The 14,377-nt window shown below is 38.0% G+C and carries 10 protein-coding genes; 5 read left to right on the top strand and 5 right to left on the bottom strand.

Annotated features, from left to right (window positions below; genetic code table 11):
• Together OOZ15_RS13470 and OOZ15_RS13465 are read left to right on the top strand one after the other, a co-directional pair.
• Nucleotides 1-1,761 (top strand): RagB/SusD family nutrient uptake outer membrane protein, encoded by a 1,761-nt coding sequence (locus tag OOZ15_RS13470; RefSeq protein ID WP_265956947.1) that lies wholly within the window; start codon nt 1-3, stop codon nt 1,759-1,761.
• Between the two features lie 101 nt (nt 1,762-1,862).
• Nucleotides 1,863-5,174 carry a VCBS repeat-containing protein gene (locus OOZ15_RS13465; RefSeq protein WP_265956946.1) on the top strand — a complete coding sequence of 1,104 codons (3,312 nt, stop codon included), beginning with the start codon at nt 1,863-1,865 and terminating at the stop codon, nt 5,172-5,174.
• Nucleotides 5,175-5,269: 95 nt separating this feature from the next.
• Here OOZ15_RS13465 and OOZ15_RS13460 read toward each other — a convergent pair whose 3' ends face one another.
• Nucleotides 5,270-5,698 carry a hypothetical protein gene (locus OOZ15_RS13460; protein WP_265956945.1) on the bottom strand — a complete coding sequence of 143 codons (429 nt, stop codon included), beginning with the start codon at nt 5,696-5,698 and terminating at the stop codon, nt 5,270-5,272.
• Nucleotides 5,699-5,902: 204 nt separating this feature from the next.
• On the opposite strand from OOZ15_RS13460, the gene OOZ15_RS13455 reads away from it, so the two are divergent.
• Nucleotides 5,903-6,403 carry a hypothetical protein gene (locus tag OOZ15_RS13455; RefSeq protein ID WP_265956944.1) on the top strand — a complete coding sequence of 167 codons (501 nt, stop codon included), beginning with the start codon at nt 5,903-5,905 and terminating at the stop codon, nt 6,401-6,403.
• A 131-nt stretch (nt 6,404-6,534) separates the two neighbouring features.
• Entirely contained in the window at nt 6,535-8,610 is a 2,076-nt protein-coding gene (locus OOZ15_RS13450; RefSeq protein WP_265956943.1) for a M13 family metallopeptidase, read from the top strand.
• Nucleotides 8,611-8,726: 116 nt separating this feature from the next.
• On the opposite strand, the gene OOZ15_RS13445 is transcribed toward OOZ15_RS13450, so the two are convergent.
• The 3 genes from OOZ15_RS13445 to OOZ15_RS13435 form a co-directional block, all read right to left on the bottom strand.
• Entirely contained in the window at nt 8,727-9,449 is a 723-nt protein-coding gene (locus OOZ15_RS13445; RefSeq protein WP_265956942.1) for a tetratricopeptide repeat protein, read from the bottom strand.
• A gap of 370 nt (nt 9,450-9,819) precedes the next feature.
• Nucleotides 9,820-10,632: an NAD(P)-binding domain-containing protein gene (locus OOZ15_RS13440; protein ID WP_265956941.1), complete on the bottom strand. Its 813-nt coding sequence runs from the start codon at nt 10,630-10,632 to the stop codon at nt 9,820-9,822.
• A gap of 160 nt (nt 10,633-10,792) precedes the next feature.
• Nucleotides 10,793-13,060, bottom strand: a complete 2,268-nt coding sequence (locus OOZ15_RS13435) for a M28 family peptidase (RefSeq protein WP_265956940.1) — start codon at nt 13,058-13,060, stop codon at nt 10,793-10,795.
• 207 nt (nt 13,061-13,267) lie between these two features.
• On the opposite strand from OOZ15_RS13435, the gene OOZ15_RS13430 reads away from it, so the two are divergent.
• Nucleotides 13,268-13,729, top strand: coding sequence for a CBS domain-containing protein (locus tag OOZ15_RS13430; protein ID WP_265956939.1), 462 nt, complete (start codon nt 13,268-13,270; stop codon nt 13,727-13,729).
• Between the two features lie 297 nt (nt 13,730-14,026).
• On the opposite strand, the gene OOZ15_RS13425 is transcribed toward OOZ15_RS13430, so the two are convergent.
• A complete protein-coding gene (locus tag OOZ15_RS13425; protein WP_265956938.1) occupies nt 14,027-14,371 on the bottom strand; it encodes a hypothetical protein in 345 nt (114 codons plus the stop codon).
• Between the last annotated feature and the right edge of the window lie 6 nt (nt 14,372-14,377).

Genomic DNA, 14,377 nt, shown 5'->3' with positions numbered 1-14,377 from the left:
ATGAAAAAGAAAATAATATATTCAATAATACTGGTAGGTCTATTACTATGGGCCTGTAGTGATGATTTCACGGAAAAAGCAGCGACAGGAAATATTCCTGATGCAGATTTGCAGACTGCTGTAGGTGTTGACCTTAAGTTGACAGCGGCTTATTCTGCTATGGATGGAGAGCGTGTGAATAGACAAGGAGAAGCTGTCGCAGCCGGGGGAGATAATTGGTGGACCGATGTGGTCTCCGATGATGCCCACAGGGGAAGTACCGATGGAGATAACACGGAATTATTTCAAATTGAAACTTTGGACTGGCAAACCGGTAACGGATGGTTTATGGCAAGGTGGAGTGCAATCTTCGGTGGAGTGAACCGATGTAACGCCGTTCTTGATTTGATCAATCAAATTCCTGAGGGTGATTTTACCCAACAGGAAGGCGAGGCTCTTTTTCTAAGAGGGTATTATAATTTTGAGCTTCAAAAGTTTTATGGGAATGTGCCGTTTATTTCTGTTGAAAATTTGGTGAACGAAGAATTTAACCAACCCAATCCAGGTCCAATCTGGGATAAGATTGAGGAAGATTTTCAGGCAGCGATTGATAGATTAGATGATGAAAAAGTTCCAGGCAGGGCCAATTCTTGGGTAGCCAAAGCTTTTTTGGGCAAAGCCTATTTGTACCAAGGAAAATATGACGAAGCGCTTCCACTGTTCAACGATGTAATTAATAACGGACCCTATTCGCTAAATGCTGAATTTGTAGACAATTTTAATCTAAAAGGTGAAAATGGACCAGAGTCCATATTTGCCATTCAATTTTCTGCAGATGATGGACGTTCTTTTAACGGAAATGGTGCTGGTACCTTAAACTTTCCCGGGGGTGGACCTTTGGGTACGTGTTGTGGTTTTTACCAACCTACCCAAGATTTAGTGAATGCTTTTCAAACCGATGGTTCCGGACTACCGTTGTTGGACTCATATACTGCAACTGATGTAACCAGCGATTATGGTATAAATTCGTATTATGATCATGATGGAGATGAAGAGACCCCCGAAATCCCAACTGATTATACACCTCATACAGGGCCCTTAGATCCTAGATTGGATTATACTGTTGGGAGAAGGGGAATTGATTACAACGGTTTTGGGCTAAATCCCGGAAAAGAGTGGATAAGGGCAACTTTTACCGATATTTCAGGGCCGTATCTTCCTAAAAAGAACATGTATCAAGTTGATGAAGTTGATGGCAACCGCGGCACAGGAGGTTGGGGCTCCGACTGGTCGGGGATCAACTATAACATTATGCGGTTTGCCGATGTATTGTTGATGGCTGCCGAGGCTGCTGTTGAAAAATCTACCCCGGATTTGGCTTTGGCCTTGGATTACGTAAACCGTGTTCGTAATAGGGCAAAGAATATGACTTACGAACAAGCACTTGATGAAGATAATAACCCTATTCCGGATACAGATGCTGCCAATTATCAAATTGAGCCCTATGATTCTTTTGGAAGTCAGGATTTTGCCAGAAAGGCAATCCGTTTTGAGCGTCGTTTAGAATTTGGTATGGAAGGACATAGGTTATTTGATTTAAGAAGATGGGGTATAACAACAGAAACCATTAATACCTATATCCAAAACGAAGGAGAAGATTTAAATCAATCCGGTTATGATACAAAATTTGGTGCTTATCAAGAGAAGCATAATTTATTTCCGATTCCAATCAACGCAATAGACCAAAGCGGTGGTATACTTGAACAAAATCCTGGATTTTAAATTTAAATTCATTTGATTTTTTCTATAACAGGGCGCTTTAAACGCCCTGTTTTTTTCATTAACACTCACAATTCATACCTTAGTTCACTCAATCAATGACTATGAAGTTAAAATATCCAATTGTCTTTTTTCTCGCATTATTATTAATAACTGCCTGTGAGAAGCAAACAGAGGAAAACACAGTTGCCAATACTGAGATTTTCAAAAAATCCTCTCCTTCTGAAACAGGTATAAACTTTATCAATAAGCTTACAGAAAACGACTCCCTCAATTATCACACCTATGGTTATATATATATGGGTGGTGGGGTTGCCGTAGGGGATATCAACAACGACGGACTCGTTGATCTCTACTTTACTGGAAATATGGTGCCCAACAAACTATACCTCAACAAGGGCAATATGGAGTTTGAAGACATTACCGAATCTGCAGGGGTTACCGGGGATTCGAGGTGGTACACCGGCGTCACTATGGCCGATGTGAACAATGATGGCTATTTGGATATCTATTGTTCGGTAGGTGGAAAATTTGACCCAAAAGAAAATCAATTGTTTATCAATAATGGTGATAACACTTTTACCGAACAAGCAGAAGAATACGGCATAGCTCTAAAGTCCAATAGCGTACAAGCTACTTTTTTTGATTATGACCTTGATGGCGATTTAGACTTGTACGTAGCCAATTATCCCCCAACATCTTTTAAAGCACCAAACCAATTTTATGCCTTTAAACAAAAATTCCCTAAAGAACTAGAAACAGATAGGCTTTTTAAAAATGAAAGCGGAAAATTCATCGATGTGACCGAAGAGGCCGGAATCAAAAATTTCGGGCTTTCCTTAAGCGCCACAGTAAGTGATCTTAACAAAGATGGCTGGCCGGATGTTTATGTGTCTAACGACTTCAGTAGTCCGGATTATATGTACATCAACAATAAAAACGGAACCTTTACCGATCATGTAAAACTAGCTACCAAAAACGTCTCTTTTTATGGGATGGGGGCTGACATAGCAGATTTTAACAACGATAATTTACCGGATATTTTTCAAGTGGATATGTCGCCCGAAAGTAACCGAAGGGCAAAAGCCAATATGGCAAGTATGAATCCTGATCTTTTTTGGAGCACGGTTAATTCCGGTTTCCATTATCAGTATATGCAAAACAGTTTGCAGTTGAACAACGGGAACTTGTTGGACAGTTTACCGGACTTTAGCAATATTTCCCGATTGGCAGGGGTTTCTTCTACAGATTGGAGTTGGGGCCCTTTATTTGCTGATCTGGATAACGATGGCTGGAAGGATATTTTTGTCACCAATGGTACCAGACGGGAGATTAACAACAGAGATTATTTTAAAAAGCTGGGAAAAGGCAAAATTCCCAAGGATAGTCTGTTGATAAAATCCTTGGAGATTCCTTCAGAACCTATAGATAACTACGTTTTAAAAAACAATCGTGACCTTACATTTACCCGAAAGAACAAAGAATGGGGTATCGAACATATAGGGTTTTCAAATGGAGGGGTTTATGCAGATCTGGATAATGATGGCGATTTGGATATTGTGACCAATAATATTGATGATATAGCTTCCGTTTTTGAAAATAAAAGCAGTGAATTTAACAACTATTTGATGTTTTCTTTCAAAGGCCCTGAAAAAAACCCCTTCGGCATTGGTGTTAAAACGACCGTTTATACAGATGGAAATCAACAATATCAAGAATTGACCACCACCCGGGGATTTCAATCTTCTGTGGCTCCACAATTGCATTTTGGTGTTGAAAAAAGTGAAGTCATTGATTCTGTAAAAGTGATCTGGCCGGATAGAAAAACACAAACCTTAAAAAAAATAAAGGCCAATACTTCACTTACAGTAAATTATCAAGAGGCTAAGCAATCAAAAGATATAGCAATGCTAAAAGAAAATATGCTTTTCCATACCGAAACAGACACCACCACTATTGTCCGACATCAGCACATTGAAAACTATTATGACGATTATGAAAAAGAAGTCCTCCTGCCCCACCAAACTTCTATGTTTGGACCGAATGTAGCTGTAGGAGACCTGAACGGTGATGGCAAAGATGATTTGGTAACCGGGGGATCATCCCGGAAAACCACAGCTGTCTATTTTCAACAGGAAAATGGTTTTGTAAAAAGTGATTCTAAAGCGTTTGAAGCAGATATTATGTCTGAGGACATGGGTATTCATATTTTTGATGCTGATGGTGACGGAGATAATGACATCTATATTGCCAGCGGGGGTAATGAATTTTCCCCCGATGCTAAAGAGTTACAGGACCGACTCTACATAAATGATGGAAAGGGAAGTTTTGAAAAATCCGTAGCAGCATTACCAGAAATGATTACCAGCAGTTCAAGGGTACAAAGTCACGACTTTGATAAAGACGGAGATCTGGATCTTTTTGTATGTGGTAGACTTGTTCCCGGGAATTACCCGCTGCCTGCAAACAGTTATTTGCTTGAAAACAGGAGTACAAAAGATAATGTTGAGTTTGTAGATGTTACTTCAGAAGCAGCTCCGTTTTTAAATAAGATTGGAATGGCGACCGATGTACTATGGACCGACTTTGATCAAGACGGGTGGACTGATCTGATTGTAGTAGGGGAATGGATGCCGATTACCTTGTTGAAGAATGATGAAGGTGAATTCTCGGATGTTTCAAATGAATATGGCCTTGATGAAGACACCCGTGGTTGGTGGTTCAGTATTGAAAAAGGTGATTTTGACGGAGATGGAGATATGGATTATCTGGTGGGAAATCTGGGACTTAACTACAAATACAAAGCCAGTGAAAATGAGACTTTCGATGTTTATTTCAATGATTTTGACAAAAATAATTCCGGAGATATTGTACTGAGCTATTTCAACGATGGTAAAAAATTTCCGGTAAGAGGTAGGGAATGCTCTTCTCAGCAAGTACCTGCGATCAAGAAAAAGTTTGAAGATTATGAATCTTTTTCTACCGCCACTATAACCGATATTTATACGGAAAAAGGTTTGGAAAATGCTTTACACTATCAGGTGAAATCGTTTGCCAGTGTTTATATGGAGAACAAAGGAGGGAGTTTTGTATTGCATCAACTTCCCAACCCGGCACAATTATCTTCCATAAACCAAATTTTGGTTGAGGATTTTGATAAAGACGGGCATTTGGATGCACTGATAGCCGGTAACCTTCATGCTTCAGAAGTGGAAACCCCAAGAAATGATGCCAGTAACGGACTCTTTTTTAAAGGGAATGGCAAAGGAAATCTTCAACCTGTCATCAGTCGTGAAAGTGGTTTCTATGCTCCGGGAGATGTCAAGGATATGACCACAATAAATATCAAAGGAAATGATTATATTGTTGTAGCGAAAAATTCGGATTATCTCCAATTTATAGCAATAGAAAAGTAGAGAAATTGTTAAAAAGTTAAGATGAGTTCATTAATAAAAGACCGTCTCAAAAACCTTGAGACGGTCTTCAATATGAAAAAGTCAATATGAGTTCATCATAAACTTACCCTAATGGCACCGTTCCTAAGAAAAAGTTCGGCGTCCAATCTAATTGGGCTTCGGGTTCTTCTTGAATAATACACATCATCTTCATAGTAATAATCATCGTTGTGATAAAACCCGTGATCACACCATTCACAATCGTGTAAGTGTTCCATGCGTGCTTTTCTCATTTCTCTGTAATACTCATGATCCATTTTAGCCATTTCACGACGGTATTCCCTTTCGTCCTTACGCATTTCCCTATAATACTCAGCCCTGTCTTTATCTCGTTCTTTGTGCCATTTCATCTGCTCTTTGTGCCATTTCTTTTCTTTCTTATACATTTTTTTCTGATGCTTCCACGCTTTATCATTTCCGCGTTGAGCCATTGAAAAAGTAAAGGCAAACAATACAAAAGCTATAAATAATACTCTCGTTTTCATCTGTTTAAAATTTTTAGTTAACTGAATGATTTTTAAATTCACCTAACTAGAGCCAAAAGCTGTGCCAAAAATGAGAAAAAGACAAAAATCAGGCTCAAAAAGAGCAATTTTATAGCCAATAAAGGAAAGTTTAAATCACTTCAATAAAAAGATTGTTATTTCTATCAACTCTACTATCTTTGAAATCGGATAAAATATTTGTCATTGAAAGTCATTAAATACATATTGTTACTTGCGGGTTGTTTTTTTCTTATCAATTGCGGAAACAAAAGTGATAAAGAGCAGGTAGAAGAAGAGGAAACCCAAGAGACCAGCTATGAAAAATTGCCCGATATCGTGGAGATCAGTGATGAAAAATTGATTACAATAAACAAATGGGCAAAATTCAAGGAACTTTCTGAATTGATGGTGAAATTTCAACGTCAAACTAGGGGTGATCTTAGCTACTTTTCAGAAGAATTCATCCGTTTGGATAAAGAAATGGATTCCGTACCACCCAAATTTGACATTCCCGAAGTAAAAAGCAGAATGGTGGTCTTTAAAACTTTCGCTTATCAGTTAGGATCTCGATTAAACGAAAACGCACCGGTCGATTCCATCAATGTGTCCCGTGCCCGGGTTTTTAATGCCTACAATGCTATCAGGATTCAACTTTCAGAATCGCTTAAAAGCAAAATATACCAAGAATTCCTAGAGGAAAATTGATGTTTTTCCCAGAACTTTCCATTGATGACGGTAATTTCTTAAAAAAAAGTTAATTAATTGAGTCGTTCCAAGTGCAGTGTGCATTTTATTTTAAATTGCGTTGAACTAATTCATAACTAAAACAATCAAAGATGAAGTTAACTATTAATCAGCCTGTACTGTACGGGCTATTTTCAGTTATTGCAATTATTTCATGTAAGACTGAAGAAAAAAAAGAGGTTGCCGAGGTAGTGGAAATCCCCGGAATTAACCTTGAATATATGGACACAACCGTGAGTCCGAAAGAAGATTTTTTCAGATTTGTAAATGGAAAATGGTTGGATAGCACTGAAATTCCGGACGACAAAACCACCTGGGGAAGTTTTAACGAACTAAGGGATCGTACCGATGCCGATGCACTTGCTATTTTAAATGCGGCAAAAGATGATTCAACATTGGATCCGAATTCAGACCAAGCAAAAGCAGTACGTTTGTTTGAGAGCATTATGGATGTTGATTCCAGAGACAAACAAGGCGTAGCACCTCTAAAATCGTATCTCGAAAAGATTGATGCGATTTCTGATATAAAAAGTTTGGAAGCTTATCTTACTGAGATGACACCTTATATCGGAGCAACATTTTTTAGTTTTGGAGTAAGGGCAGATGCCAAAGACAGTAATAAGAATACGGCTACACTTGGTTCCGGAGAATTAGGTTTACCCGATAGGGATTATTATTTGGAAGAGGATGATCGTTCTAAAGAGATTAGGGAAAAATATGTTGAACATATCACACGCATGCTTCAATATATAGATGTTGACGAAGCAACTGCTGCCGAGCAATCGGATCAAATCCTAAAATTTGAAACCAAATTAGCAGAAGAGACACTCGATAAAGTAGCACGTCGCGATCCAAAAACCAGATATAACCCAACAGCAATCGCCGATCTTCAAAAGATGGTGCCAGCTATTGACTGGTCAGCATATTTGAAAGCCATCGGAGCCGAGTCTGTAGATACAATCAATATTAGTGATGTGGGCTATACAAAGTCGTTAAAAAGTGTTTTCAACAATGGAAATGTAGACGATTGGAAAGCATACCTTCGTTGGTCGTTGTTAAATAATGCTGCCGGATTATTAACCCAGGAAATGGACAAGGCCAATTGGGAATTTTACAGTAAAGAACTTCGCGGAGCTAAAGAACAACAACCCTTAAACGAACGCGCATTGCAAACCGTAAACCGAATGGTTGGTGAAGCTTTGGGGAAACTGTATGTAGATGAAAAATTCCCTCCTGAAGCCAAAGCACAAGCCAAGGAAATGATCCAAAATGTAGTAAAGGCTTATGAAGCGCGTATCAACGCATTGCCATGGATGGACGAGGAAACCAAGAAGAAAGCGATCGAAAAAATCACTAAAACGACTATCAAAGTTGGTTATCCGGATAAATGGAAAGATTATTCCGAATTGGAAATCAAAACTGCTGAAGACGGGGGGTCGTATTTCCAAAACAGATTGAACGCTTCGCAATGGAGATTTAACCGTACCATTGATAAACTTGGAAAACCTGTAGATAAAACAGAATGGTTCATGTCGCCACAAACCGTAAATGCGTATTTCAATCCTTCGTATAACGAGATTGTGTTTCCTGCGGCTATTCTTCAACCCCCATTTTTCAATTTTACTGCTGATGCTGCGGTGAACTACGGAGGAATCGGAGCGGTGATCGGTCACGAAATTTCTCATGGTTTTGACGATAGCGGGGCAGATTATGATGCTGATGGAAACCTGAAAAATTGGTGGACTGATAAAGACCTTACACAATTCAACGCATTGGGAGATTCGTTGGCAGCACAATACAGCCGAATCGAAGTACTTCCGGATGTGTTTATCAATGGAAAATTCACCTTGGGGGAAAATATCGGTGATCTTGGAGGTGTAAATGCAGCATACGACGGACTGCAATTGCATTTGAAAGAACATGGAAATCCAGGAGAAATGGATGGATTTACACAGGAACAGCGTTTCTTTATGTCTTGGGCAACTGTGTGGAGAACAAAAATGAGAGATGAAGCCCTGCGAAGCAGAATTAAAACTGATCCACACTCACCGGGAATGTACAGAGCTACACAACCCTTGGTGAATATCGATGCGTTTTACGAAGTTTTTGGTATTGAAGAAGGAAATGCCATGTATTTAGAGCCTGGAAAGCGTATAAAGATTTGGTGATCAGATAAATATATGAGTAAAAAAGGTTGTTTAAAAAGCTCTTGATGAATTTAATTTGTCAGTCTGACATCTAAATTTGGAGTTTTTTAAACAGCTTTTTTTGTTATTGAACTTGCTTAATCTTCTTGATTCTGAGGTGTTGTTGTTTCCTGAGCAGCCGCTTGTTTTTGATTTTGTAAAAGTTCTTTTATTTGTTTTGCCAGCTTAAATTCCGGAGCCATGGTAATTGCTTGGTCAATAAATTTTAATGCTTCGTCTATCTTGGTTTTGTCTTGGTTGTATTTTAACAACCCTTGCTGATAAGTGAGAGCCGCTTTTAATGGCACTTGATATGGCGGATTAGCTTCATAGAAGGGAAGCATATCGTCCTCCTTGGTATTTTCCAAACCGTATTTTATATAGGTTTGGGCTTCGACGATCTTTCCTATTTGAAGATTGAGATCAGCTAGTTCATAAGCCAGAAATACATCGGGTTTTCTGCTGAACATAATATCAAATTGTTGAACGGCCAACTGAGGCTGGTTAAGCGCTTTTAACGATATTGCCTTTACTTCAATAGCTATATCAGAATCTGATGTATTCTTTTCAGTTCCCAAAATACTAAGCGCTTGTCGATATTGCCCGGCTTTACTATAGAAATAAGCCAAAGTATCCTTTCTTGCCTCACTGGGGCTAAGCACATTCAAATGGGTAAGCGCATTTATCACACCGCGCATATCGCCTTGCTCTTTCATTTGTTCATAATACGATTCAAAGTGTTTGCTAAGAGCTGTATTCGATTGAGAAAATGAAGTAAATGTCATCATTCCTATGACCAATAATGTGAAAATATTTTTCATCTGTGTAAATTTTGTGATCGTCGTTTTATCTGTTTGATTATAAGGCTTCAAAAGTACATAATTTTTTTCGTTGTAAAATCACGAAGTTTTTCCTGACTTCCCTTCTGAAGGGATAAGACAAAATAAAAAAGGAGTATTGGACATAAGATGAACAACACTCCTTTTAAATAAACTAATCTAAACTAACTTAAAAACCTAACCTAACTTTTCTTTTTCATTAAGCTGATTAAAATGAAAACAAATATTTCAATTCAATTTCTTTTACGATGTAAAATTACTGATTCAACATATTTCCTTCTATAGTTTTTGACTTGTTTAACCAATATTTAACTGCAAAAGCAGCCGTGTGTTAAGAATTTTAACTCACAATCTAATAATCGAGGTTGGGGTGGAGGAAATTATATGCTAAATAGGTGTTAACAAATGTCGAAGTAATGGTCTTTCCTTGGGTTTTTTGCTTGTGGTCAAATTTGGGTGGAGGAATGCCTTGTTTGTGAGTCTGAATTATGTAATATTCTTTTTTTGAAGGGTGGTGAGGTGCAGCTGCATTAAAAGTCTTTCCCCAGGCCTCTCTTGCTATTACGGCATTGATGATCCCGATACAGTCGTTGAGGTGAATGAGGTTTACCGGAGCTTCAGGGTTGAGAATATTCTTTTTTCCCGAGAGTTGGTTTACAGGATGCCTTTTCATGCCGTACAATCCGGCAAATCGAATAACGGTTGTTTCAAAATTCGAACTCTCCTTCAATAGGTTTTCTGCAGCCAGAATTTGCTTTCCACTTTCAGTTTGTGGTTGCGGAATCGTATCATCATTCACAATAGTATTGTCATTGGCATAGACTGAAGAACTACTGATGAAAATCACTTTTTTAACATCAGAAAGGGTTATTTTTTCTGATAATACGCGGATTTTTGACACATAATTACATTCTGAATGCTGCCGAACGCGGGGGGGAATACAAATCACCAATACATCAGTGTTTTGAAGGAAATAACTGATGTTACCCTCGATGTGATTCATATGAATCGCAATCAAAAAAGGGTTGATGTTGTGTTGTGCTAAATTCAGGATCTTGTCTACAGAAGTAGTGGCTCCATTTACTTGGTATCCTTTTTCGATAAATGATTTGGCAAGCGGAAGTCCCAGCCATCCGCAACCTAATACCGCTATTTTTCTTTGCATTGAACCCATTTTGACTTTTTAATTGAAGCGAAAAATAGGGATTTTTTCCCTAGATGAAGACTTTTTGCACCGCATAGCCTTAGCTACGGGGTAAGAAAAAGGCAAAATATAGGGAAAAAGACCATTTTGTAGCTAATTAGGAAAAGTCAAAATGGGTTCATTATAATTTCAGTGTTTTTTTAACCATAACAGCATCGTTGATGACAAAAGGCATGGGAATAGCATTGTCAGGTCTATCAGGAATGCTGAACAGTTCATGCTCCAGCAGATCGTATGAAGCTTCATAAAAGATCAATACGGGCTTTTCAGAAACATCAAAAGTTAAGGAAATTTCTGTATAATCGTTGTTGCTGATGTAGTGTGTAAAAAGCCTGTCCTTTCTGTTTTCTATAAATTTTTTGGAAAGAAGAACATTGTTTACGGCACACGACAATACTTCAACTTCGTTGGTTCTCACTTCAAGCCGATTTACATTTCGATATGGGACAACACAAATACCAACATGTCTTTCATTGCCAATCACGGTATCTTTTACTATTGAAATATCGGGTGTTTGGATGTTTTTCACTGTAGTTTCCGATACGTATGAAAATCCAGTGCCGTATTTACTGCTAAAATGGCTTAAGTCTTCAGGACTGCGCTTGTTGTCACCTAAATATTGTGAAGTCCAGTTGTCCAACGATTTGTTGTATGTAGCCCAATTTGCTGTGTTGTTATCGCTGTCAAATAGATACAACAAACTAGTGGGATGTGGTCGTTCTTCAGTGAAATCAGATTGAAAATGTGCTGAAATCAAGAAAATAGCACACAATACAAAACCTAACAAAGCCAATTTCTTTTTTTGTTTGTAGAAACCGAAAACAGGAATGAGCAACCCGAAAAGAAACACACTTATTATACATGATGAAGCCAGTGTTTTTAATCCGAGGCCGACCGGAAGCATTTGAATCAAGGGTGAGAGCATCCATAATCCGGGAAAGCACAAAAGCAGTAAAAACAACAGTGAAGGTTTTTCTTTTTTTGTACTGACCAAAATCAGCAAAGCGGCCAAAGCACCGTAAACCTGAATGATAAAAAAGCTCGCACCTTTTAGATAAACAGCAATAGCCGTACAGATAAGCAGCCAAACAAAAATAGGAGCGATCAACAAATTGGCAGTTTCTGTTTTTTTGAATTTGGAATACACATAAAAACACAAAGCGAAGCTTAATGCTGTAAATCCGGCAATATACAAATGTCCGTTATAGGTGAATCCGTGGAGAATATCAAGATATTGAGGATAGAGCGCTGTAATGGCTGTCCAACTGAAATAACCGATAATACCAGTAAGGGTAAGTGTAATGAAAAAGGCTCCAAATCCCTGAAAAATCCCTCTAAGAGTGAGTTTTTGATTCTTTATTCCATATCCAATCAGAATTAAAAAGAGAAGTACAGCGAGAATAAGCATGGGGAAAACCCAACTGTATGGGTAGTAAACAAAATTGAATATAGGGAAGTCAAAATATATATAATCGACTTCGCTTTTCAGTTTTGTAAGGTCGTGTGTGCTGTAATATTCCAGCAATGGAATGAGATATGAAATTTGATGTTGTAAAGAATTGCTGTCCAGATTTTCATAGCTGTCGTTAACGGTGTGATAGTCGTAGTGGTCGTCTATAAAAGCAAAATTAAACCCTTCGATATCGGCATCTTCCCTAAAAACGGTCAGATCGGTATCGTTGGGAAGCATTTTGTAAATACTGTAAGCAAGTGAATTGGCAACAGGAAACTCCGGATTGGCTTCATTAAAAGTTTCGATCAGGTTTTTGTTACCACCATTGGTTTCGATCAGCATATAACTTGGTCCGCCACTTCCTCGTGCTTCAAAATTTAATATGAGTCCGATGTCTTTCGCTAATGGATGCTCGTCTACAAAGAGTTGCGCTCCGTTCAACCCCAATTCTTCAGCATCTGTAAAAAGGATGATGATATCGTTCTTCGGATTGTTCCCCGCTTCTAAATAGCCTCTAATGCTTTCAAGGATAACAGCTACCCCTACGGCATCGTCACTGGCACCTTTTGAAGAATGTGTGTTACTGTCGTAGTGTGCCATCAAAACGAGGGCTTTGCCGTTTCCAGAGCCTTCTATTTTAGCAATTATATTGATGGCCTTGCTCACATTCCCCCAATCGCCACTGGTGTATCCTTCTTGGGTTTCGACCTCAAGGCCCATTGTGGATAATTCTGAAATAACATATTTTTTTACCTCTTCGTGTTTTTTGGAACCAACATAATGAGGGGCTTCAGCTATGGTTTTTATATGCTTTAGTGCATTTTCTGTTGAAAATTGCCCGGGGGCATATTCTTTTTGAGGCATCATATCATAAAAACCCCATGCCGCCGCCGCTATGAGGATGATGAACGATAGAATAAGGGAAAATTTTTTCAATTGCTTGGAGTTTTTTGTTGAACTGTCATAAAAATAGCCATAAAATAATGAAGTGTATGTTTAAACTCCATGTTAAGTAAGATCAAATTACTTTTTAAATTTACAAAAAGAAGAAAAATTAACAATTATATTGAAAATAATTAATTTTATTAAATTGATAATGACTAACTTTATAATATTAGGATTGTTTTTAAAAAAGTTCAACTTATGGGAATTAAAAGTTTTCAAGGGGCAAGGGAAGAGCAAAAAAAGAAGTACAATGCCCCTATTTTGGTAGAGGATTATATGACTAAAAATTTGGTGATCTTTAGGCCGGATCAGTCAATTTTGGAGGTGATGGAGCTTTTTATCAAGCATCGAATCTCCGGGGGGCCTGTATGTAATAAGAACGGTCATTTGGTGGGGATTATTTCTGAAGCGGATTGTATGAAACAAATATCCGAAAGCAGGTATTTTAATATGCCTATTTTGAACAAAAGTACTGAAAACTTTATGACAACAGATGTGGAGACGATTCAACACGATATGAATATTTTTGACGCTGCTTCACAGTTTTATAAGGGAAACCGCCGAAGGCTTCCCGTTATGGAAAACGGTAAATTGGTAGGGCAGATCAGTAGAAAAGATATTGTGGTTGCTGCGTTGAAATTGAGTAGTCACAACTATTAACCTGAGTTCGATTATTATCACAAAGTCAAAATCAATAAAAATACTCAGTTACAAGGCAAATTTTTGAGGGATAGCCATAGCTATCGCAATAAAATTTAACGCAGTAAATGGGTGTTTTTATTGCTAGAGTATAGCATGTTCAGTTTTAAACAGCAATCTACTTCACTTTTTTAATCCGCAATATCCCGATATTGCGTCATAAAAAAGTTTGTACCTGCCTGCCGGTAGGCAGGTCTCACTATTTAAAACCGTTTTGACAAAGTGAGAATAATCGAACTCAGGTTATTAATCTTAATGTTATTTTCTTACCAACATGTAATAGTCATTATCCAGCGGTAAATAACCAATATCATACAAAAAATAATAGGTCGTTCCTTTTTTTGTGGTATAGGTATTAGTGATATATTCAAAGTCAAAACCCTTGTTGAGCAATCGGGTCTTGGTAGTTTTTGTCTTCTTGTCCGGATTGAGTTCTTCGAGGATGCGATAGTTTTTTCGAAGCCGGTTGTTAATGTTACGAATCAGGTTTTTACTGTCTTTGTTTAGCTTGTTGTTGTAAGCGTTTCTGCAATAATCACTGCAAAATTTTTTATCGGCTCGGCCAATCAGTTTTTCATTACATTCAAGACAGGTTCTTTCCATTGTATT

This window comes from Galbibacter kalidii (assembly GCF_026241135.1).
GTDB lineage: Bacteria > Bacteroidota > Bacteroidia > Flavobacteriales > Flavobacteriaceae > Galbibacter.
The sequence above is the reverse complement of the archived record's forward strand: the minus strand, read 5'-3'. Positions and strand labels throughout refer to the sequence as shown.